Origin of the sequence: Sulfitobacter sediminilitoris (genome assembly GCF_010667575.1) — a bacterium.
GTDB lineage: Bacteria > Pseudomonadota > Alphaproteobacteria > Rhodobacterales > Rhodobacteraceae > Sulfitobacter > Sulfitobacter sediminilitoris.
This window is the reverse complement of record NZ_JAABNT010000007.1, coordinates 15671-38299: the sequence shown is the minus strand read 5'-3', so window position 1 is coordinate 38299 and position 22629 is coordinate 15671. Positions and strand designations below refer to the sequence as shown.

General features: G+C 59.0%; 21 protein-coding genes and 1 pseudogene. 12 read left to right on the top strand and 10 right to left on the bottom strand.

The genetic code is table 11. The annotated features are described in order from the left end of the window. Window positions 1–11 precede the first annotated feature (11 nt). The 8 genes from GV827_RS12545 to argE all read left to right on the top strand — a co-directional run bounded on the left by GV827_RS12545 (window position 12) and on the right by argE (window position 9204). Complete coding sequence (locus GV827_RS12545; RefSeq protein ID WP_164354152.1) at window positions 12–1718, top strand: alpha/beta fold hydrolase; 1707 nt, start codon at window positions 12–14, stop codon at window positions 1716–1718. Window positions 1719–1748: 30 nt separating this feature from the next. Continuing rightward, a complete protein-coding gene (gene phaZ / locus GV827_RS12540) occupies window positions 1749–2609 on the top strand; it encodes a poly(3-hydroxyalkanoate) depolymerase (RefSeq protein ID WP_204325866.1) in 861 nt (286 codons plus the stop codon). Window positions 2610–2792: 183 nt separating this feature from the next. Continuing rightward, window positions 2793–3854: an extracellular solute-binding protein gene (locus GV827_RS12535; RefSeq protein WP_164354151.1), complete on the top strand. Its 1062-nt coding sequence runs from the start codon at window positions 2793–2795 to the stop codon at window positions 3852–3854. 69 nt (window positions 3855–3923) lie between these two features. Next, window positions 3924–5027, top strand: coding sequence for an ABC transporter ATP-binding protein (locus tag GV827_RS12530; protein WP_164354150.1), 1104 nt, complete (start codon window positions 3924–3926; stop codon window positions 5025–5027). A 3-nt stretch (window positions 5028–5030) separates the two neighbouring features. Next, the gene (locus GV827_RS12525) at window positions 5031–5894 is read left to right on the top strand and encodes an ABC transporter permease (RefSeq protein ID WP_164354149.1); all 864 of its coding nucleotides are present in this window, start codon (window positions 5031–5033) and stop codon (window positions 5892–5894) included. Window position 5895: 1 nt separating this feature from the next. Then, a complete protein-coding gene (locus tag GV827_RS12520) occupies window positions 5896–6750 on the top strand; it encodes an ABC transporter permease (RefSeq protein ID WP_164354148.1) in 855 nt (284 codons plus the stop codon). 87 nt (window positions 6751–6837) lie between these two features. Continuing rightward, window positions 6838–8022, top strand: a complete 1185-nt coding sequence (locus tag GV827_RS12515) for a M24 family metallopeptidase (protein WP_164354147.1) — start codon at window positions 6838–6840, stop codon at window positions 8020–8022. Between the two features lie 18 nt (window positions 8023–8040). Continuing rightward, on the top strand, window positions 8041–9204 hold the full coding sequence (argE, locus tag GV827_RS12510; protein ID WP_164354298.1) for an acetylornithine deacetylase: 1164 nt from the start codon (window positions 8041–8043) through the stop codon (window positions 9202–9204). Here the strand turns inward: argE and ureG are convergent. The 10 genes and pseudogenes from ureG to GV827_RS12465 form a co-directional block, all read right to left on the bottom strand. Further along, entirely contained in the window at window positions 9201–9842 is a 642-nt protein-coding gene (gene ureG / locus GV827_RS12505; protein WP_164354146.1) for an urease accessory protein UreG, read from the bottom strand. The genes argE and ureG overlap by 4 nt on opposite strands. Continuing rightward, window positions 9839–10456, bottom strand: a complete 618-nt coding sequence (locus tag GV827_RS12500; RefSeq protein ID WP_408056268.1) for an urease accessory protein UreF — start codon at window positions 10454–10456, stop codon at window positions 9839–9841. Before GV827_RS12500 ends, ureG begins: the two co-directional genes overlap by 4 nt. Window positions 10457–10475: 19 nt before the next feature. Next, window positions 10476–10994 (bottom strand): urease accessory protein UreE, encoded by a 519-nt coding sequence (locus GV827_RS12495; RefSeq protein WP_164354145.1) that lies wholly within the window; start codon window positions 10992–10994, stop codon window positions 10476–10478. A 12-nt stretch (window positions 10995–11006) separates the two neighbouring features. Beyond that, the gene (ureC, locus tag GV827_RS12490; protein ID WP_164354144.1) at window positions 11007–12716 is read right to left on the bottom strand and encodes an urease subunit alpha; all 1710 of its coding nucleotides are present in this window, start codon (window positions 12714–12716) and stop codon (window positions 11007–11009) included. Between the two features lies 1 nt (window position 12717). After that, on the bottom strand, window positions 12718–13044 hold the full coding sequence (locus GV827_RS23610) for a lysozyme inhibitor LprI family protein (RefSeq protein WP_235930359.1): 327 nt from the start codon (window positions 13042–13044) through the stop codon (window positions 12718–12720). A 27-nt stretch (window positions 13045–13071) separates the two neighbouring features. Continuing rightward, a pseudogene (locus GV827_RS23605) lies at window positions 13072–13374 on the bottom strand (urease subunit beta); the annotation flags it as partial. Between the two features lie 9 nt (window positions 13375–13383). Next, window positions 13384–13686: an urease subunit gamma gene (locus tag GV827_RS12480; protein WP_164354142.1), complete on the bottom strand. Its 303-nt coding sequence runs from the start codon at window positions 13684–13686 to the stop codon at window positions 13384–13386. Window positions 13687–13689: 3 nt separating this feature from the next. Then, window positions 13690–14460: an urease accessory protein UreD gene (locus tag GV827_RS12475; RefSeq protein ID WP_328823143.1), complete on the bottom strand. Its 771-nt coding sequence runs from the start codon at window positions 14458–14460 to the stop codon at window positions 13690–13692. 723 nt (window positions 14461–15183) lie between these two features. Further along, entirely contained in the window at window positions 15184–17382 is a 2199-nt protein-coding gene (locus GV827_RS12470) for an NADP-dependent isocitrate dehydrogenase (RefSeq protein WP_164354141.1), read from the bottom strand. Window positions 17383–17743: 361 nt separating this feature from the next. Next, window positions 17744–18418: a GntR family transcriptional regulator gene (locus GV827_RS12465; protein WP_164354140.1), complete on the bottom strand. Its 675-nt coding sequence runs from the start codon at window positions 18416–18418 to the stop codon at window positions 17744–17746. Between the two features lie 155 nt (window positions 18419–18573). On the opposite strand from GV827_RS12465, the gene GV827_RS12460 reads away from it, so the two are divergent. Genes GV827_RS12460 through GV827_RS12445 form a run of 4 tightly spaced genes read left to right on the top strand, consistent with a single transcriptional unit; the run spans window position 18574 to window position 22606 of the window. Then, window positions 18574–19632, top strand: coding sequence for a Gfo/Idh/MocA family protein (locus GV827_RS12460; RefSeq protein WP_164354139.1), 1059 nt, complete (start codon window positions 18574–18576; stop codon window positions 19630–19632). A gap of 45 nt (window positions 19633–19677) precedes the next feature. Continuing rightward, complete coding sequence (dctP, locus tag GV827_RS12455; protein ID WP_164354138.1) at window positions 19678–20685, top strand: TRAP transporter substrate-binding protein DctP; 1008 nt, start codon at window positions 19678–19680, stop codon at window positions 20683–20685. Between the two features lie 35 nt (window positions 20686–20720). Further along, window positions 20721–21314, top strand: coding sequence for a TRAP transporter small permease (locus tag GV827_RS12450; RefSeq protein ID WP_164354137.1), 594 nt, complete (start codon window positions 20721–20723; stop codon window positions 21312–21314). Continuing rightward, window positions 21311–22606 (top strand): TRAP transporter large permease, encoded by a 1296-nt coding sequence (locus GV827_RS12445; protein WP_164354136.1) that lies wholly within the window; start codon window positions 21311–21313, stop codon window positions 22604–22606. Before GV827_RS12450 ends, GV827_RS12445 begins: the two co-directional genes overlap by 4 nt. Window positions 22607–22629 lie beyond the last annotated feature (23 nt).

The window sequence follows — 22629 nt, the reverse complement described above, 5'->3', positions numbered from 1 at the left end:
GGGGGTGTGCGATGACTGACGAAAAGAAAATGTCCAAGAACGCCAAGGATATTGCGAATAGCGCGGCGGAGAACACGCTTGCGCTGAACCCGCTGATGACACTGCGGGCTGAGGATATGTTCAGCGCAGGTACCAACATGATGCGGGCGATGGCGGCCCAGCCGCAGGCGATGATGGAGCAATGGATGTCTTTTGCCAAAGACACGCAGTCCATCCTGACGCAAAGCTCCGACATTGCGCCTGATCCCAAGGACCGGCGGTTTGCAGACACAGGTTGGACCAACAACCCGTTTTCCAAAGGGATGATGCAGGCCTACCTGTCATGGGCGGACAAGGTGACAAAGACCGTGGAGGAGCTGGACCTGCCCGACAAGGACGCGGCGCGGGCGCGGTTGGTATCATCTATCGTTGTTGATGCGATGGCCCCGTCGAACAACTTCTTCATCAACCCCTCCGCGATGAAGACGTTCTTTGAGACGGGTGGCAAGAGTGCCGTGAACGGGGTTCAGAACCTGATCAAGGACATGACTGAAAATCAGGGGCTTCCGTCCTCTGTCGATACGTCCAAGTTCAAGGTGGGGGAAAACCTTGCGGTGACACCCGGCGACGTGGTGTTCCGCAACGAGGTAATCGAACTGGTGACCTACAAGCCGACAACGGACAAGGTGTACCGCCGTCCGCTGCTGGTGGTGCCGCCACAGATCAACAAGTATTACTCGATCGACATGAGCCCCGGCAAAAGCATGATCGAATTCCTGCTGGCCAACGGCATCCAGCCCTACTGCATCAGCTGGCGCAATCCGACGGCGGAGAATCGCGACTGGGGCATGTCCACCTATATCGAGGCGCTGGACGAGGCCTGCGATGCAGCACTTGAGATTTCCGGTGCAGATAGCGTCAATATCATGGGCTCCTGTTCTGGCGGGATCACGCTGTCGACCTACGCGGGGTGGCTGGCGGCCAATGGCAAGTCGGACAAGATCAATCAGGTGATCCTGGCGGTGTGTGTGCTGGACACGATGGCATCGACGGACAACGACATGGCGGCGCTTGTGACGCCCGAGACGGTGAAGGCGGCAAAACTTGCCAGCCAGTCGCGCGGCGTACTGGACGGTCAGGACATGGCCAAGATGTTCGCATGGATGCGGCCCAACGATCTGATCTGGAACTACTGGGTCAACAACTACCTGCTGGGCAATGCGCCGCCGGCATTTGACGTGCTGTATTGGAACGCCGATACCACGCGCCTGCCTGCGGGGTTGCACGGCGACTTCCTCGATATGATCTTTACCAACCCGTTCCTTGCGGACGGCCCGTCAAAGATCGGAGATGTCGAGATTGATATGACCAAGGTCAATCATCCAACTTACGTAATCGCGGGGACCACGGACCATATCACGCCATGGAAGGCGGTCTACGAGACCGCGCGGCTTTACGGCAAGGATGCGACCTTTATCCTGTCGAACTCTGGCCATTTGCAAAGTCTGCTGAACCCTCCGGGCAATCCGAAGGCGTGGTTCATGAAGGGTACAGCCAAGGCGAAAGACCCAGAGGCATGGGCGGAGAAGGCGCAAAAGAAAGAAGGCAGTTGGTGGCTGGATTGGGCCGATCTGCTCAAGAAGCAATCGGGCAATGAGATCAAGGCGCCCAAGACGCCGGGATCGAAAAAGCATCCGTCGCTTGGGGCGGCCCCCGGCACCTATGTCTTTGAAGACTGATAAGAACGGAAAACCAGCCAGGAGGCGGGCATGACGAGCACCAAGACGATGCGGGCAAAGGAAAAGCGCGCGGCGGACAGCTATGGCGATATCACGACGCAGGTGATCGACGTGAAGGGTCAGAAGCTTTATGTCGCGACGAAGCCGGGCAAACCGGGGCGGGTGCCCCTGTTGATGTTTAACGGGATCGGGGCCAACCTTGAACTGGGCTTTCCATTTCTGGAGGCACTGAAGGACACGCCGACGATCCTGTTCGACGTGCCGGGTGTCGGCGGATCGCCCATGCCTAACCTGCCCTATCGCCCCGCAAGCCTTGCGCGGATGGCCAAGAACCTGCTGGAAATTCTGGGACACGATCAGGTCGACATTTCCGGCGTGTCATGGGGCGGCGGTCTGGCGCAACAGTTCGCGCATCAGTATCCGCGCATCTGCCGCAAGTTGGTGCTGGTCGCCACATCATCGGGGTGGACGATGGTGCCGGGCAAACCCAATGTGCTGTCCAAGATGGCAAGCATCAAGCGGTATACCGACAAAGGATACATGAAATCGATCGCGGCCGAGATTTACGGCGGGGATTTTCGCAGGGATGACACGCTGATCGGGGCGCATGCGTCCGGGATGCGCCCCTCTTCCAACGCGGGCTACATGCTGCAGCTGCTGGCGATGACCGGATGGACCAGCGTGCCGTTCCTGTGGCGTCTGAAACAGCCGACGCTGATTATGTCCGGGCTGGATGATCCCTTGATCCCCGTGGCCAATGCCAAACTGCTGCACCGTCTTATTCCGAAATCCCGGTTGGAGTTGATCGACAATGGGCATTTGTTTGTCGTGACGCGGCCCCAGGAAACGGCGGATATGGTCGATGGGTTCCTGTTGGAACCGCATGATTAAGCCATCCAATTCGAGAAATCCTGGCAAAGGCTGCACCGTTCATCCGGTGCAGCCTTTTGCTTTGACGCGTCCGGGGCCGGGAGAATTGTGAAGGTTTGGTGAATCCATGGAGAGTCCAATGGACAACACCATGAAACCGCGCCTTAATGCGCGCAATCACATTACAACCAAAAGGATCAGGGAATGAAAATTACCACGCTTTCAACCGTAATCGCCGTGTCGACACTGGCGATGAGTGCCGCGCAGGCAGAGACGCTGCGCCTTCTGACATGGGGTGGCTATGCACCCGAAGAGGTCATCGCCAAGTTCGAGGCCGAGACAGGCCACACCGTCGAAGTGACCACCTCGAACAACGAGGAAATGATCGCCAAGCTGCGGGCGACCAACGGCGGCGGGTTCGATCTGGCCCAGCCCAGTCAGGACCGGATCACATCCGCGCAGGAAGAGTTTGGCATCTACAAGCCGATTGACATGTCCAAGGTGAACGCGGATCTGTTCATCCCCTCCATGCTGGCCGCGACCGCAGGCAACACGACATTTGATGGCGAGGTTTACGGCCTGCCCCACGTCTGGGGAACGAGTGGTCTGGTCGTCAACACGGCTGAGGCGGGCGATGTGAAGGACTACACTGACCTTTGCGGCGATGCTGTCGCGGGCAAGGTTTCCTATCGTCTCAAGCGTCCGACGCTGATTGGTTTCGCCTATGCAATGGGCATGGATCCCTTTGCCGCCTATGCGGACAAGGACGCCTATCAGGGGATCCTCGACAAGGTCGAGGCCGAGCTGATTGCCTGCAAGGCAAACGTCAAAACCTACTGGGGTGGCGGCGATGAGATCAAGAACCTGCTGCGGTCTGGCGAAGTGGTCGCATCAATGGCGTGGGATACAGGCGGCTGGCAATTGAATGCGGACAATCCAGACATCACTTTTGTTGCGCCCAAGGCGGGCGCGCTGGGCTGGATCGACACCTTTGTGCTGCCTGCGCGCGGTCGTGCGGATGAGGCGGCCTATGCCTGGATCAACTTCGTGATGCAGCCTGAGATCGCGGCGATGATCACCAACACGGCAGGCAACTTTACCGCTGCCGTCGATGGCGATGCGGGTGTCAGCGCGGATCTCAAAGCCCGGTATCAGGCCAGCTTTGATCAGGCGGCAATTGACAACATCAAGTGGTATCCGCCGGTGCCTGCCGGTCTGGAAGCCATGGAAGGCGCTACGCTGGACCGCATCAACGCGTCCAACTAACCTGCTGCAAGTAACACGTGGAAAGGGCGCATCCGTGCGCCCTTTTTCATCCTTGAAAGGCCAAGACCGATGAATACCCCCGACCTTGAATGCCGCGATCTGGTCAAGGATTTCGATGACTTCCGCGCGGTGGATCATGTCAGTTTCGATGTGCCGCAGGGGTCGTTCTTTTCCATTCTGGGGCCGTCGGGCTGTGGTAAGACCACGCTGTTGCGGATGATCGCGGGTTTTCAGGAACCCAGCGCGGGTGATCTGCTCATCAAGGGGCGGTCGATGGTCGGGGTGCCGCCGAACAAGCGGCCCGTGTCGATGGTGTTTCAGCATCTGGCACTTTTCCCGACGATGAACATCGGTGACAACGTCGGCTTTGGCTTGCGACAGCGCGGCGTAGGCAGATCCGAGATCAAGGACCGCATGGAGCAGGTGCTGGCACGGGTCGGGCTGCCCGGTGTTTCGGGCCGCCGGGTTGACCAGCTTTCGGGTGGGCAAAAGCAGCGCGTTGCCATCGCCCGCTGCATGGTGCTGGAGCCCGATGTGCTGTTGCTGGACGAGCCGCTGGGCGCGCTGGACCTGAAGCTGCGGGAACACATGAAGATCGAGTTGAAGTCGCTGCAAGCCGAGTTCAACACCACCTTTGTCTATATCACCCACGACCAGTCCGAGGCGCTGGTGATGAGCGACAATATCGCGGTGATGAACCATGGCCGGTTCGAGCAGATCGGCAGCCCGCATGATGTGTACTACAATCCCGCGACAGCGTTTGTTGCGGGGTTTGTGGGGGAGGCGAACCGCTTTGAAGGAAGAGTGGTGGAAGCGTCGGATGGCATTCTGTCGGTCGAAACGACCGGCGGCGCGCGGCTGCGGGTGACGGTCCCTGAGAATGGGCTAGCGTCAGGCCAGCGGGTGCAGGTCTATTTGCGGCCTGAAGCGATTGCGCTGTCCAAATCTGCACCTGCCGCCGACCCCAACGCCAATGATGGGCAGGGTATCGTGGAGTCGGTCCTGTTTAACGGGGCCAACAGCATGGTGATTCTGCGCGACGCCACCTCCGGCGCGACGCTGAGCGTGACGCTTCCGCAGACGGGCGCATTCGCTGGACTGTCGAAAGGGGATACGGTCTTTACACGATGGACCGCCGATCAGGCGCGGTCTTATCCGCTGGCGGAGGCGTGAGGCATGCGGTCTGATCATCAGAAACTGGGCTTCTACTTGCTGATCGCGCCGCTGCTGCTGTGGTTGGTGTTGCTGATCCTCCTGCCGCATCTGGGTCTGTTCATCGTGTCGATCTCGGAAAAGGTGGGCGTGCGGGAATATGAAACCGGCTTTGGCAATTACGCTGCTTTCTTCAGTGAGCCGCTCTATTGGCGGACCTTCGCACGTACGGCGATCATGTCCATCCTCGCCACGGCGCTGACGCTGATCCTTGGTTTTCCCATCGCCTATTACATCGCCAAGCTGACGCGCGGACGGACCAAGACGACGCTGTTCATGATGTGCCTGATCCCGTTCTGGGTGTCAGAACTGGTGCGCACCTTTGGCTGGATGATCTTGCTGCGCGAAACAGGGGTGTTTTCGCAGACACTGCAATATCTGGGGCTGACCGCTGGGCCGATCGAGTTTTTGTATAACGATGCGGCTATCATGGTGGGGCTGGTCTATACGTCGATCCTGTTCATGATCGTGCCGCTGGTGACGACGCTGGACAGCCTTGACGACAGCCTTGTCGAGGCGGGCTATGACCTTGGCGGCAACGGGTATTCGATCCTGCGCGAGATCGTCATCCCCCACGCCATGCCCGGTATCGTGTCGGGCTGCATCGTCGTCTTCATGTTGTCGCTGGGAAATTACCTGACGCCGATCCTGCTGGGCGGGAAGGACAGCCTGTGGTTCACCGGTATGATCTACAGCCAGTTCATCACCCGCTTTAACTGGGAGCTTGGCTCGGCGTTTGGCTTCTTGCTGCTGGCGCTGTCCTCGGCGGTGGTTTTCATCGGGCTGAAACTGTCGCGCCAGTCGCTGAGCGAAACGATGGGGCGCTGATATGATCCCCACGGTCCCTCAATCCAGCCTGATCAAATGGTCCTACCGGGCCTATGTGATGGTGTTCTTCATCTACCTCGCGCTGCCACTGACGGTGGTCTGCGTGTTTGCTTTCAATAATTCGGTTTTCCCATCGCTTCCTTGGGAAGGGTTTACGCTGGCATGGTTTTTTGGAACTGACGCGCCGTTCATCGGGGTGTTTCACGAACGCTCAATCCTGCGGGCCATCGGCACCTCGGCCTTTGTTGCCGTTTGGGTGTCGGCGCTCTCGGTGGCCGTGGGAACCTGCAATGCGTTCCTTTTCGTGCGGCACGAATTCCGGGGCAAGGCACTGCTTTATATGCTGATGCTGCTCCCACTGATCATTCCGGGGGTGATCCTTGGCATCTCGATCCTCGTTTTCTCAAGCTCTGTCGCCAATACGCTGGAGGACGCAACGGGCCTGTGGTTTGACGGCCTTCGGCCCGGTCTGATCCTGGTGATCCTTGGGCAGTTCTCTTTCATCACGACCTTTGCCACGCTGGTGATCTCGGCGCGGCTGCAAAAGTTCGACCCCAGCCTTGAAGAAGCCGCCCTGAACCTTGGGGCCAGCAAATTGGGTGCTGTATGGCAGATCACCCTGCCCTTTCTGCTTCCTGCCATCGTGGCCTCGGCTGTGGTGTCGGTGCTGATGAGCTTTGAGAACTTCAACACAACGCTGATGCTGGTGGGATCGGATTCGCCGCTGACGATCACGATGTTCGGCAAACTCAAGCAGGGCTCGACCCCGGTGCTGAACGCCGTGTCGCTGTTGCTGATTATCATCTCTGCAGCGCTTGGGTTGATCTCTTTGCTGTTTCAGAAGTCCAAGGACTGAGACAGCCTGCAGGTGTCGCAAAAGGCGCATTGCCAAAGCGCTGGCTTGGCTATGATGTGGACAACAGCTTTAGAAGGGGGGCCAGATTTGACCCAAGGAAACGCTCCATTCAGCCGCGCGGAATACGACCGACGTATCGCGCTGACGCGAACTGCGATGCAGGACGCCGGGCTTGATCTGCTATTCGTCACAGATCCGTCCAACCAGGCCTGGCTGACCGGATACGATGGTTGGTCTTTCTACGTCCATCAGGGCGTTCTTCTGCCGCTAGAGGGTGCGCCAATCTGGTGGGGCCGCTACATGGACAGCATCGGCGCGCAGCGGACCTGCTGGATGAGCCATGACAACATCCACGGCTATGCGGACAATTACGTGCAGTCCACCGAGCGTCATCCGATGCAAGACCTTGCAAAACACATCCGTGCGCTGGGTGCCGAGGGAAAACGTATTGGCGTGGAGATGGAGAACTACTATTACTCCGCCAAGGCCCATGCGGTGCTGACCGAAGAGCTGCGGGACGCAAAACTGGTTGATGCGACGGCGCTGGTGAACTGGCAGCGGCTGGTGAAATCGGACGAGGAAATTGGGTTTATCCGCAAGGCCGCGCGGATCTCTGAGAAGGTCGTGCGCACTGCGATCGAGAAGGCGGAGCCGGGTGTGCGCAAGAATGACCTCGTGGCCGATATTTTTCATGCGGGCATCACCGGTGTGGATGACGACTGGGGCGATTATCCCGCCATCGTGCCGCTGACGCCTTCGGGGCTGGATGCGACGGCGGCGCATCTGACGTGGAATGGCGATCCCATGCGCGCGGGCGAGGCCACGTTCTTTGAATTGTCGGGCTGCTATCGCCGATATCATGCGCCGCTTTGCCGAACCGTCTATCTGGGCAAGCCGCCGCAGGAAATGCTGGACGCTGAGAGGGCGCAGCTTGAAGGGATCGAAGCGGGGCTTGAAGCCGCGCGGGCGGGCAACCGGACCTGCGACATCGCCAACGCATTCATCGGCACGCTGGAAAAGCACGGGATCAAGCGCGAGGGGCGCTGCGGCTATCCCATCGGGCTCAGCTACCCGCCTGATTGGGGCGAGCGGACAGCCTCGATCAGGGCAGAGGACCAGACCGTGCTGCAACCAGGGATGACTTTTCATTTCATGCCTGCGCTCTGGATGGACACATGGGGGCTGGAGACGACAGAGACTATCTTGATCAAGGACGACGGCCCGGCAGAGGCGTTGTGCACTGTCGAGCGCAAGCTTTTTGTAAAGGACTGACGGCCCGTGTCGGAGTTTATGGAGCAAACCAAGGCGATATTGGGGGAGCTGATCGCCTTTCCCACCGTGTCTGCGGACAGCAACATGGCGCTGATCGAATTCGCGGGCGACCTGCTGCGCCAGTGCGGCGCGCAGGTCGATGTGATCCGCGCACCCTTTGGCGAAAAGGCGAACCTCTTTGCGACGCTGGGGCCAGCGGTGGACGGCGGCATTCTTTTGTCGGGTCATTCGGATGTCGTGCCGGTGGAAGATCAGGATTGGACCACGGACCCCTTTGCCCTCGCCGAACAGGATGGCAGGCTCTACGGGCGCGGCACCTGCGACATGAAAGGCTTCATCGCGGCAACGTTGGCCATGGCACCACGCTTTGCTGAGCGGGTGGGCGACCGGCCGGTGCATTTTGCCTTTACCTATGACGAGGAAATCGGCTGCTTTGGCGCACGCCATCTGGCGCAGGTTCTGAAAGAGCGTGCATTGACACCAGGCGTCGCGATCATCGGTGAGCCGACGGAGATGCGGATCATCGAAGGCCACAAGGGCTGCTATGAATATTCGACGCATTTTGAAGGCATGGGCGGGCATGGATCGGCCCCCGACCTTGGGGTGAACGCGGTCGAAATGGCGGTACGGTACGTCAGCGTGTTGCTGGACCTGAAGGAAAAGCTGCGCGGCTGGGCGCCTGAGGATAGCGCTTTCGATCCGCCGTGGACCACCGTGAACGTGGGCGCGCTGACCGGGGGAACGGCCCATAACGTGATTGCGTCCAAGGCGCAGGTCGATTGGGAAATGAGGCCGGTCCAGACGGCAGATGCGGATTTCGTCAAGGAAGCGCTGCGGAGCTATTGCGACGATGTGCTGCTGCCGCGGATGCGGTCGGTCTACCCCGAAGCGAAGATCGAACTGGAAGTGATCGGCGAGGTCGCGGGCCTGGTCCCCACCCGCGAGAACGAGGCGCGTCAGATCGTCAGTGAGTTGACCGGAGCGAACAGCGCCGATCTGGTGGCTTTCGGGACCGAGGCGGGTATCTTTCAGGCGATGGGCACCGACGTTGTGGTCTGCGGCCCCGGCTCCATCGAGCAGGCCCACAAGGCGGATGAATTTGTGTCTGTCGATCAGCTGGGCCAGTGTCTAACGATGCTGGACCGGCTGGGCGACAGACTGGCGCAACCGGTGGGGGTTTAACCCGCCAGCGCTTCTGTGCGCTGCATATCGATCCCGCCCATGTCCGAGATCACGCGCAGCACCTCGTCGATGCCTTTGCCGTGCCGCATGGCGCAGAAGACAAAGGGGCGTCCCTTGCGCACCCGCGTCGCATCGCGCTCCATGACTTCAAGCGATGCGCCGACATGTGGCGCAAGGTCCGTCTTGTTGATGACCAGCAGATCGGATTTGGTGATCGCGGGTCCACCCTTGCGGGGTATTTCCTCGCCTGCTGCCACGTCGATCACATAGATCGTGAGGTCAGCCAGTTCGGGGCTGAAAGTGGCTGACAGGTTGTCTCCCCCGCTTTCGATCAGCACGATTTCGACCTCCGGATGGCGTTTCTCCATCTCAGCCACGGCGGCAAGGTTGATCGAGGCGTCCTCGCGGATCGCGGTATGGGGGCATCCGCCCGTCTCAACCCCGATGATCCGGTCCTGCGGCAGGATCTGCATGCGCATCAGCGCTTCGGCGTCCTCCTGCGTGTAGATGTCATTGGTGATCACGCCGATAGAGATATGAGGATGCAGGGCCTTGGCGATGGCGGCGGTGAGCGTCGTTTTGCCTGCGCCCACAGGGCCACCGATGCCGACACGAAGAGGGCCGTTCAGCTTGGTCATGTGCGGAAAATCCTTGGTTGAAGTGTTTCGTGGTTCATCGCGGCGATGTCGGAAAGGAACGCAGTGCTGGAGAGATCGTCGAGCGTAGCGGTGGCAGTTTCGGCAGCGGTGCTTTCGCATAGGGGCGTGAGCGCCGCGAGCACAGCCTGTCCCTCGGTCTGGCCAAGAGGGACGGCGCGCACGGCGGCAGAGACAAGGTTCGAGACGAAAGCCTGCAGATAGATCGCCGCCGCGAGGTCTGCACCGATGCCTGCATGGGCTGCGGCGGCCCCAATGGCCACGGGATAGGTCAGCCCTTGCAGGTCCGCGCCCCAGATGTCTGATACGGTCTTGCAAAAGGCATCGCCCTGCAGGGCGGTTTCCATCAGTCGCTCACCTGAGGCCGCAAAGGCGCGTGCGATTGCGTCAATTTCCGCCAGCGCGGTTCCATCGGGAGCAGCATGTGCAGCGCGCAAAAGGATGCTGTCGTTGCGCCCCGTACCATGGATCAGGACGGATTTCAGCCAGTCTTCCAGATCGGCGGCAGTCGTGATCTGCCCGCTGGAAATGACCGTTTCCAGCCCGTGAGAATAGGCGAATGCCCCCACAGGAAACGAGGGGGAGAGCCATTGCATGAGGGTAAGGACGTGCCGCTCAGTGGTCATGGGCATGGTTGTGGCTGTGCGCGTGACTGTGACTGTGACTGTGGCTGTGAGAATGCGCGGTGGCGACATGTTCATGGCTGTGGGTGCGCCCGTGGCCGTAAGCCCCGCCCTCGGGTGTGAAGGGCGCGGTGATCTTTTCCACGGTCGCACCGAGGTGTTCCAGCATGTGTTCGATGACCGGGTCATGCTGAATGAGCAGATGATCGGCCTCGATCTGGCAGGGTGTGTGGCGGTTGCCGACGTGCCATGCCAGGCGGGTCAGATCGGGGCAAGTGATCCGCGCCAGCGTCTCCTCGGCTGCAATGATCTGGACCAATCTGCCGTTGTCGAGTTCCAGCGCATCGCCATGGTCAAGCGAGGTGGTTTGAGCCAGATCGACGAGGAAGGCCATGCCGCCCTCGGTGGTCAGTTTCTTGCGGCGCAGGAAACGCTCTGTGTAGTCGAGTTTGCAGGTCTCGGATGGGCCGGACCAGTGGCCTTGGCGGTGGAGTATCTGGGCGGTGTTCATGATCTTGGCCTTTCAAAACAGGAAATAGCGCTGTGCCATCGGCAGTTCTTCGGCGGGTTGGCAGGTCAGCAATTCGCCATTCGCGCGCACTTCGTAGGTTTCGGGATGCACCTCGATCTGGGGCAGCGCATCGTTGAGCACCATGTCCGCTTTCGAAATCGCACGCGTATTCTTGACGGCGACCGTGTTCTTCATGAGCCCAAGCGCATCGCCAAGCCCCGTATCGTGCGCTGCCGAAGAGACGAAGCTGACCGATGTTTCAGCCAGGGCGCTGCCAAATGCGCCGAACATGGGCCGGCTGTAGACGGGCTGTGGCGTGGGGATCGAGGCGTTCGGATCGCCCATTTGCGCGACGACGATACTGCCGCCCATCAACACCATTTCGGGCTTCACGCCAAAGAATGCAGGGGACCAGAGCGCCAGATCGGCGCGTTTGCCGACAGAAACATCGCCGATGACATGAGACACCCCTTGGGCGATGGCGGGGTTAATGGTGTATTTCGCGATGTAACGGCGCACGCGCAGATTGTCGTTGTCACCCGTTTCCTCGGCCAGACGGCCGCGTTGCTTTTTCATCTTGTCGGCCGTTTGCCATGTACGGATCAGCACCTCGCCCACCCGGCCCATGGCCTGACTGTCAGACGCGATGATCGAGAATGCGCCCATGTCGTGCAGGATGTCTTCGGCCGCGATGGTCTCGCGCCGGATACGGCTTTCGGCAAAGGCGATGTCCTCGGGGATCGACTTGTCGAGGTGATGGCAGACCATGAGCATGTCGAGGTGCTCCTCGAGCGTGTTCACGGTGAAGGGGCGCGTGGGGTTGGTGGAACTGGGCAGCACGTTCGCGTCGCCACAGATCTTGATGATGTCCGGCGCGTGGCCGCCCCCTGCCCCTTCGGTGTGGAAAGCGTGGATGGTGCGGCCCTTCATGGCCGCGACGGTGTGTTCGACGAAACCGGATTCATTCAGCGTGTCGGTGTGGATCATCACTTGCACGTCCATGTCATCGGCCACGGAAAGGCAACAGTCGATAGCGGCGGGCGTCGTGCCCCAGTCCTCGTGCAGTTTGAGCGCACAGGCGCCGCCCTTGACCATCTCGATCAGGGCGTCGGGCTGGCTGGCGTTGCCTTTGCCCGAAAGGCCGATGTTCATCGGGATGCCATCGAAGGATTGCAGCATGCGCCCGATGTGCCACGGGCCGGGCGTGCAGGTGGTGGCAAGCGTTCCGTGCGCGGGGCCGGTGCCACCGCCGAAACAGGTGGTGACGCCGGAGTGGAGCGAATCTTCCATCTGTTGGGGGCAAATGAAGTGGATATGGCTGTCCATGCCGCCCGCCGTCAGGATGCGCCCCTCGCCCGCGATGGCCTCAGTCCCCGGACCGATGATGATATCGACGCCCGGCTGGGTGTCCGGGTTGCCCGCCTTGCCGATGGCGTGGATCAACCCGTCCTTCAGCGCCACATCAGCCTTGTAGATGCCGCTGTGATCCACGATCAGCGCGTTGGTGATGACGGTATCGACCGCACCGCCTGCCCGCGTTACCTGCGACTGGCCCATGCCGTCGCGGATCACCTTGCCGCCGCCGAATTTGACCTCTTCGCCATAGGTGGTCAGGTCACGCTCGACCTCGATGATGAGGTCGGTATCGGCCAAACGGACCTTGTCGCCGGTGGTCGGGCCGTACATGGCGGCGTATTGCGGGCGGGAAATGCTGCGGGCCATGTCAGTATCCTTTGAATTCGAGAAGTAATTTTGTGCGGTCTGCCGTCACCACCGTCAGGCAGTTGAGATGCACAAGCGGCTGGATCGACCCACCTTGATAGGGACTGGCGTGTACCGCGCAGGCGGCGTCCCGGTAGGAGAGCCACGCCCGTTGTGCGCCCAAGAGCGCATCGCCCTGCCCGATCTGATTGGCGAAAGCGCGGGCGGGTGCCCACGCGTTGTTCAGCGCTGCATCGGCCTGCTGGTAGCGATAGTTTGCACAGGCGTTGCTTTGCTGCTGGGTTGTTGGGTTCAGGCAATCCGAAGCTGTTTGCGCCTCTCCCGGCATTGGCAGCATGAGGGTAAGCAAGAGTGCAAGCGCACCCATGACCTTGCCGTTGAAGCCAAAGATGCGGCGCGCGCCCCGGATCGGGATCAGCTGCACCTCGCGCCGCTGACCCGGCTCAAACCGCACTGCCGTGCCCGCCGCAATGTCGAGCCTCATGCCATGGGCGGCGTCACGGTCAAAGTCGAGCGCGGGATTGGTCTCGGCAAAGTGGTAGTGGCTGCCGACCTGCACGGGCCGGTCACCGGTATTGGCGACGATCAGGGTGATGGCGTCTGACCCTTCGTTCAGGGTCAGATCGCCGTCGGCGCAGATCATTTCTCCGGGGATCATGGGCGGCTCCTATCGGATCGGGTTGTGAACGGTCACCAGCTTGGTGCCATCGGGAAAGGTGGCCTCGACCTGCACTTCGTGGATCATCTCGGCGATACCAGCCATGCATTGGTCGCGGGTGACGACATGGCCGCCTGCCTCCATCATGTCGGCGACTGAGCGGCCATCGCGGGCGCCTTCAACCACGAAATCGGTGATCAGGGCGATGGCCTCGGGGTGGTTCAGCTTGACGCCACGCGCCAGACGCTTGCGCGCCACCTCGGCGGCCATGGCGATCAGCAGTTTGTCTTTTTCACGCGGGGTGAGTTGCATGTCTCAAAGCCTCCATGATGTGGGCAGCGTATTCTGAGTGAGAAAGTCGAAGATGGGTACAAGGGCACGGCGCAGTTCAAAGCTGTCGGAGGCGAGCAGGCGCAGGACGAGCAAATCCTTACGCAAGAGGCTGGCAGCACCTGTTGGCGGCAGCATGGTGCGCAGCCTGTCCAGGCGGTTGGCGGCATCGGGCGCTGCGAGAACAAGACTAACCATCGCCCCTGCACCGTCTGCAATGGCCGCATGCGTCAGGTGCGCGGCCGCATCCCCACGCAAATCCATCCCGTCAATATAGAGCGGATCGGTCTCGCGACGGATGCGGATACGGTCCGAGAAATTCACGTCTCGCAGTTCTTCGTGCATTGCCGCACGTCCGAAAACCACCGGCTCAACCATCAGAAGCTCGGCGCCCTCAGCCAAGGTGACATCAAGCCTGCGGCGCAGGGCGCAGCGTTCAAAAAGGATCAGTTCCTGTGGCAGCCAATTCAGACGTCCGCCGCTTTCGACCCGCAGAGATGTTGACACCTCACCAACTTCGCCCGGCTGGGCGCGGTAGGCCCGTTCCGCCGCCTGCGTGGTTAATGTCAGCGTGGCATTCTGCCCGACGTTCGCAGTGAGCGCATATTTATCCCCGCCGGTGATGCCTCCGGCGGTGTTGACCAGGATCGCCTCTGCCGCAGGTCGGAAGACGGTCGGGAAGACCAGCTTCATCGAACCGGATTGCCGCAAATCCGCAATGCGCGTCACGCCTTTCGCATCGGCGCGTACCGCCACATGTCCCGTGCCGATCGCACGCGGCTGCGACGCGGGACGCGCACGCAGATCAATGGCAGCATTTTGATTGATGGTAACGTCCTCCGGCCCCCAAGTGCAGGAACATCACCACACTTCAGAGCCGAGGGGGAGATTACAGAGGCGCTTGGCAGCGGCTAGTCACGGCATTGCACATTTTTTAAGCTTTTCCAGTGGATTAAGCTGGAAATTTCCTCAATCCGCGCGGCGATCCAATGTGTCGGCTGAAACGCAGGCTGCAATCGGGGGAGGCCCAATGACACTCTGCCGACATGGTCCTCACGAGGCATCAGTTGTTTCGTGCGAAATATTCAACCCGTTATGCAAGGCGCGGGGAAGATGATGGCGGAGACGACGTCCGAACGTTGTTGTCTCCCAATGACTTAAGGGCTTTTTTGTTGTGCTGGCTTTTTGGTGTGTTGCAGATTGTGCAGTAAATCGGGTCAACTACCATTATCTAGCGCCCTTCAGACCGGTGTTTTCTACCTATCATTGATCATTCGCGATGTTTTGGGCATCGCGCGCCAATCTAAGATCACGACAATACCGCAACCACGCTCTTCGGACCAAAGCGGCCGGTTGATTGGTTGCCCATTGCTGCATAGCAGCTTCCGGTTAGCAGACATTCACATGAAGCCACGCAGTTCATCGGCTCCGATCTCTGACGGCCGCGTACCTCAAGAGGGTACGCGGCCAGAGATTTGATCAGGCAGTTTGTCCAATAATGCTGTTTAGCGTCTTGGACGGGCGCATCACTGCGACTGTCTTTGCCGGGTCGGTTCGATAGTACCCCCCAAGATCAGCGGCGGGTCCCTGAACAGCGGCAAGCTCAGAGAGAATATCGGCTTCACTGGCCGCAAGGGCTTCGGCGATTGGCGCAAAATGAGCGGCAAGCGCTGCATCATCTTCCTGTGCTGCGACAGCTTCAGCCCAATACCGTGCAAACCAGTAGTGACTATCGCGGTTATCCGGCTCGCCGACCTTGCGCGACGGTGAGCGGCCATTGTCAAGGATGCCTTGCGTCGCCGCTTCAACGGCTTCGCCCAGGATGCGGGCCTTGCCGTTACCTTTTGCGTCGGCGAGGAAAATCAGACTTTCTCCAAGTGCGCAGAACTCACCGAGGCTGTCCCAGCGCAGGTGGTTTTCTTCGACAAGTTGCTGGACGTGTTTTGGTGCCGAGCCCCCGGCACCTGTTTCAAACAATCCACCGCCATTCATCAGTTTCACGATCGACAGCATCTTGGCGGATGTCGCCAGCTCAAGGATCGGAAAGAGGTCCGTGAGATAGTCACGCAATACGTTGCCAGTTATTGCGATCGTATCCTCGCCCTTGGTGATGGTTTCAAGCGACGCGCGCGTGGCTTCTCGGGGGGCCATGATTTCGAACGTGTCGGTCAATCCTTTCGCTTCGAGGATCGGCCTTACATAGGCAATGAGCTGAGCATCATGCGCGCGGTTCTCGTCCAGCCAGAAAATCGCCCGGCAGCCTTCTGCCTTTTGACGAGAAATGGCAAGATTTACCCAATCCTCAATCGGAGCTTTGCGGGCCGAGGAGGAGCGCCAGATATCACCCGCTTCTACAACATGCTGATGCAGGACCGTGCCATCATCAAGGATCATCTTCACTGTGCCAGCTTCGGGAATCTCGAACGTTGTCGGGTGCGAGCCATATTCCTCGGCCTTTTGCGCCATCAGGCCAATGTTCTGCACCGTCCCTGCGGTGGCCGGGTTCAGCTTGCCGTTCTCTTTGAAGAAATTGATCGCCTCATCATAAACGGGGGCGTAGCAATTGTCCGGGATCACGCAATTTGCGTCAGCCTCCTTGCCATCAGGCCCCCAGCCTTTGCCGCCTGCGCGAATGAGCGCGGGCATTGAGGCGTCGATGATCACATCAGATGAGACATGCAGGTTGGTTATGCCCTTGTCGGAATCGACCATATACATCGGTGGACGCTCTGCCATACAGGCGTCGATGTCAGCCATGATCGAGGCGTTGTCTTTGACGCGGGCCAACAAGTCGCCAAGGCCAGAGTTGGGGTTTACCCCGAGTTCGGCCATGGCGTCGCCGTGCTTGTCGAACACCGGTGCCAGGAAAGCCTTCACAGCATGACCGAACAGGATGGGGTCAGACACCTTCATCATCGTCGCCTTCAGGTGCAGCGAAAAAAGGATGCCTTGGTCCTTCGTTTTTTCAATTTCAGCAGCGAGGAAGTCTTTGAGGGCAGCAGCGCTCATATAGGTTGCGTCAACGACTGTGCCTGCAGGATACTCAAGACCCTCCTTGAGAACCTTCTCGCCCGCGGCGGTCTCAAGCACGATTTTAGCGCCGGTTGCTGTAGCAAGCGTGGCAGACGTCTCATTCGAGTAGAAATCATTTCCCGACATGGACGACACATGGGTCTTACTGTCGGATGTCCATTCGCCCATGCGGTGCGGGTTCGCTTGCGCGAAGCTCTTTACTGCTTTCGCGGCGCGACGGTCAGAATTGCCTTCGCGCAAAACCGGGTTAACGGCCGACCCCTTGATCGCGTCATACTTGGCACGCACGGCTTTTTCTTCGTCAGTGTCAGGTGCTTCAGGATAATCGGGCAGCGAGAAGCCTTGGGATTGAAGCTCTTTGATTGCGCCAACCAGCTGAGGCACGGACGCGGAAATGTTAGGCAACTTGATCACATTCGCCTCAGCCGTCTTCACCAAACGGCCCAAATCAGCCAGATCGTCGGGCTGACGCTGATCTTCGCTGAGATACTCAGGAAAGGTCGCCAGAATACGCCCGGCGAGGCTGATGTCTCTTGTTCCGACGCTGACGCCAGCGGCCTCGGTAAATCTTTGGATTACCGGCAACAGTGAAGCGGAGGCCAACTCCGGTGCTTCGTCAACTTTAGTGTATATGATATCGGACATAATATGCTCCAAATTGCTGCATTTGCGACTCTGATAACCGAAGCGATACGGAAGGTCGACGGAACACTGTCGTATACGGTGTGATGGCTTGCTGAAGTATGGCACACAAAGGGGATTTCGGACCCTAGCCGACATTCGAGGCGACTGGAATCTGACCGGCCTGCCTACTCGAACCGGGCATTCGTGCACTCTGCTGCATTTCCGTCCGCCAGACGACCGCTGTGAGGGACACTCCTGCCTTTGACCTTCAAAAGATCAAGGTCCGCTTTATCGTGTGCTGGCGACCACTGGAGCGCACTTCGCGAGCGGCCGGGGCCCCGCTGATCACGTATACGCGCAACAACATCAGCCGCTGGAGCCGCTAGATCAGATCCTCGGTGTCGCCCATCGCCTTCAAAGTATGTTCCAGACCCTTGCGGATATGGTGCTCAAGGACTGAAACTGCTGTATCAACGTCTCTGGCCAGTGCGGCGTCAAGCATTCTGCGATGGTCTTCGATCGCCGGTGCGCCGCGGTAGGTGAGAACAAGCATTTGATAGCGCAAGTATTTGTCAAAGATCGTTCCATGTAAGGCCAGCAGGTTCTGGGAATTGCACGCGCTGATCATCGCCTGATGGAATTCCCAGTCGTATCTTTTCCAGAGCTCTTTTTGCGATTGATCCCCATCCAGCATCTTTTGCTCAATCAGGTGCAGTTTGTGATGGGCGGCGACAAGATTGCCCTCCCAGTCGGGATCACCGGACATAATTGACGTCTCAAGCGCCGAACACTCCAGCAAGATGCGTAGGTTCGCGATCTCCACCAGATCATCCTTTGAAACAGGTTTGACGAAGAACCCGCGCTGTTCTGCAGCGACGACAAACCCCTCGCTCGCCAACCGGTTCAAGATCTCGCGGAGGGTGGACACGCTGGCGTTGTAGCGTTCGCGCAGGCCATCAAGCTTGAGCTTCGATCCCGGGGCCAGGGCACCAAAAATTACATCCCGCTTTACGCGTTCGTATGTGCTGGAACCGACAGTGTTGGTGGGGCTGGGCATATCATTCTCTGCGGGCGCTCGATGATCCGATCATAAGAGGAATGTCATAGGTTCCTCAATCCCCTTAAAAAATCATCCGATCAGCAAAATATCATATATTATTGCAAACGTCAGAACTTATGCTACCGTTTGCTCGACCGAAAAGTGGAATCATGATGACGAACCCCGTCAAACTCGCTGTCGTTGGTGCTGGCCTTGTTGGGAGGCGTCATATTGCTGCGATCACCCATGCCCCGGATGCCGTCTTGGCTGCTGTTGTCGAGCCGAGCGGTGCGCGCTTTGACGATGTGCCTGTGTTCCCGGACTTGCCCACGATGTTTGAGGCGCAGCAGGTCGACGGCGTGATTTTGTCCACCCCAACTAATTTGCATGTAGACGGTGCCCTGCAATGTATTGCGCAGGGCATTTCCGTGCTTATCGAAAAGCCACTGGCAGCAACCGCTGCCCAAGCTGCTGAAATTGCAATCGCCAGTGCTGCGAGCGGTATACCGGTTCTTGTCGGCCATCATCGGCGCCATAACCCGATCATTCAAAAGGCTGTCGCTTTGATCCAAAGCGGTGGCATCGGCGAGGTGCGCGTCGCCCATTCGACATGTTGGTTTTACAAGCCAGATGACTACTTCGATAATGCCCCATGGCGTAAACAGCACGGTGCAGGCCCGATATCCGTGAACCTTGTGCATGACATCGACCTGATCCGCTATTTGTGCGGCGAAGTAGTTTCCGTTCAGGCACAGACAGCCCCGTCGCGGCGTGGCTTTGAAAACGAAGACCTCGCGGCCGCCGTCCTGAGATTTGGAAATGGTGCGATTTGTACTTTGTCTGTATCTGACAGCGTCGTTGCCCCGTGGAGCTGGGAGATGACATCGGGCGAGTATCCGATTTATCCCGTCACGGATCAGTCCTGCTACTTGATCGGCGGATCGGAAGGATCGCTTTCCATTCCTGACATGCGGCTGTGGCGCCATGACGGTGATCGAAGCTGGTGGAACGCCATTTCAGCGACCATCGCGCCGCGTAACTCTGCGGACCCGTTGATCAACCAGATCACCCATTTCGCCCAGGTGATCCGTGGGAATGCCGCGCCGCTTGTCACCGCACAGGAAGGCCTGCGCACAATGCAGGTCGTTGAGGCGATCCAAACTGCGGCCCAATCGCAGAAACTTGTTCAAATCACTGCATATTCAGATGACGTTCTCGCCGCAGTTGGATAGCAAACCAATCGCCCTCAGCAGGGCACAATGTCTGGGAGGACACTTATGACGCTCAACCTAACACGCCGTCTTGCGATGGCCGCGATGATTGCCGCCGGATCAATTGCCGCGGCTCCGACATTTGCCGATTCCGACAAGGTTCAACTGCGCATGTCGATGGCCGGCTCCGAGACCGACCAGCGCGCCGTTGCTATGGCAGAGGTCTTTGGCCCTGCCGTGGCGGATTTCGCATCCTACGAGCCTAGCTACAACGCGACACTCTTTGCCCAGGGCACAGAGCTTGAGGCGATCAGCCGTGGCAATCTTGAAATGTCGATCACTTCGGCGCAGGAACTGGCACAGTTCTTCCCCGAATTTTCGATTTTGACCGCCGGTTACGTGCATCAGGACGCAGCGCATCAGGTTGCCGTTTTCAATGATCCGTTGATGGATCCGTTCAAAGCCAAGGCAGTAGAAGAACTGGGCGTAAAGCTGTTGTCGGTGATGTATCTGGGCCGCCGTCAGGTGAACCTGCGCCAGACCAAAGACGAGCTTACCGTGATGACTCCTGCGGACCTGGCGGGTGTTAATCTGCGCATGCCGGGCACGGATGCGTGGCAATTCCTTGGCTCAGCCCTTGGTGCCGCCCCGACGCCGATGTCATTTGGCGAGGTCTACACGGCGCTCTCTACAGGTGCTGTAGACGGCCAAGACAACCCGCTGCCAACGGTTGTGGATGCGAAGTTTTATGAAGTCACCAACCAGATTGTGCTGACATCGCACCTTGTTGACCTGAATTACATCGCAATCTCGGCTGAACTGTTCAACGGGCTAACCGCCGAGCAGCAGGCCACCGTTCAGGCCGCTGCCGATGCCGCTGCCGAAGCAGGTCGTCAGGCCCAGCTGCAAAAGGAAGTCGACCTTGTTGCCTTCCTCGAAGAGCAAGGCATGGCAATCTATGAACCCGACACAGCATCCTTCCGCGAAGCGGTGCAATCGGCCTACCTGAGCAGTGAATTCGCCGCGACATGGCCCGAAGGCGTACTCGACAAGATCAACGCACTTGGCAACTAAAACTGCGCTGGTTGAATTGAGAAAAGGAGGCGGCCATGACACGATATCTCAAATGGCTGCCTCGTCTTGCCGAAATCCTCGCTGGCGCACTGCTTGCGGCGATTTTTGCGACCTTTCTTTTGCAGATCGGGTCGCGCTACCTGCCTAAGGTCATCAGCGGCCTTGGCTTGAGCGACACCCTGCCGATGCTTGCATCGGTCGAACCCCTTGGCTGGACGCTGGAACTGATTGGCATCCTCTGGGTCTGGGTCATCTTCTTCAGCTGCGCCTTTGTTGTGCGCGAGCATGAACATGTCAAATTCGACATCATCTATCTGGCCGTGCCGACCAAGATCAGGCGCATCTTTGCGCTGGTTTCAGCGGCAGCGATTGTCGCGGGCATGCTCTATGCGCTGTTGCCGACATGGGATTACATCGATTTCATGCGTGTGCGACGCACGGCAACTGTGACGAACCCGCTGTCGGGCAACAAGATCCAGCTGCGCACGATCTTTTTAATCTACGCGATCTTCTTGGTTGCCGTCGCCGCGCGCTATGGCTGGCAGCTATGGAACGTCTGGCGCAATGGCCCGCCCAAAACCGAGCTTGAAGTCGCGCTTGAGGCCGCCGACGCCAAGGACAGGCCATGAGTTTTGAGCTGGCCTCCTGTCTGGCTACCCTCTTCCTTCTCGCAGGGATTGGGACGCCGATTGGCTATTCCATCCTGCTGGCCTCGGTTGTCTATCTGGGACTAGCGGGGTTGGACGTGGCCCTTGCGGGAGAAAAAATCCTACAGGGTTTCTATCGCAGCTTCATTCTGTTGGCAGTGCCGCTGTTTATTGTTGCCGCCAACATCATGAACGCGGGGTCGATTACGGACCGTTTGCTGAACTTCTGTGTTGCCGCCGTGGGCCGATTCAAAGGCGGGCTGGGGCATGTAAATGTCGTGGCATCGCTGATCTTTTCGGGCATGTCCGGCTCGGCGGTTGCGGATGCGGCGGGCATTGGCAAGATCATCATTTCGATGATGACCCGCGATGGACGGTATAGCAGGGGCTATGCCGCCGCCATCACAGCTGCCTCGGCCACCATCGGGCCGATCATTCCGCCCTCCATCCCCATGGTGCTTTATGCGCTGGTCTCCAAAGCCTCCATCGGGGCGCTGTTCCTGGCAGGTATCCTGCCGGGGTTGATCATGGGCGCGGTGCTGATGATCATGAACGGGTATCTCGCGCGCAAACGCGGGTTCGCGCTGGAGGAACCGGTGCCCCTGCGGAAACTGCCGCGCAAGACGGCAAATGCCTTTCCGGCCCTGCTCATGCCTGTGATCCTGCTCTATGGCATATATGGCGGCATCACCACGCCGACCGAAGCCGCCGCCATCGCAGCCTTTTACGCTCTGCTGCTGGCGATGCTGTTTTATCGCGCCCTGTCCGTGCGAGGGCTGTTCCGGGTCTTCATCGACAGCGCGCGTGCTTCAGCCTCGGTCGGAATAGTGATCGGCGGGGCGTTCATACTGAATTTCATTGTCATATCCGAACAGATCCCCCAGTCGATTTCGGCCATGCTGGCGGGTGCGGAGGTGCATCCGCTGCTGTTCCTGCTGGCGGTCAATGTGCTGATCCTGCTGCTGGGCTGCGTTCTGGATGCGACAACGATCATCCTAGTGATCGTGCCGCTGTTCATCCCCACCTGCGAAGCGTTGGGGATTGATCTGGTGCATTTCGGCGTGCTGGTTGTGGTCAATTCCATGATCGGGCTGATCACACCGCCCTATGGGATATTACTTTTTGTCATCAACGCGGTGACGGGCATCCCGCTGAGGGAAATCATCTCGGAAATCTGGGCATTTCTGGCGGTGCTGATTGTGGCGCTGATGGTGATGATGCTGCTGCCCGACCTAATCTTATGGCTGCCGCGCCTGATGGGTTACAACGGCTGACGCTGTTCAAGAAGGATAGCCAT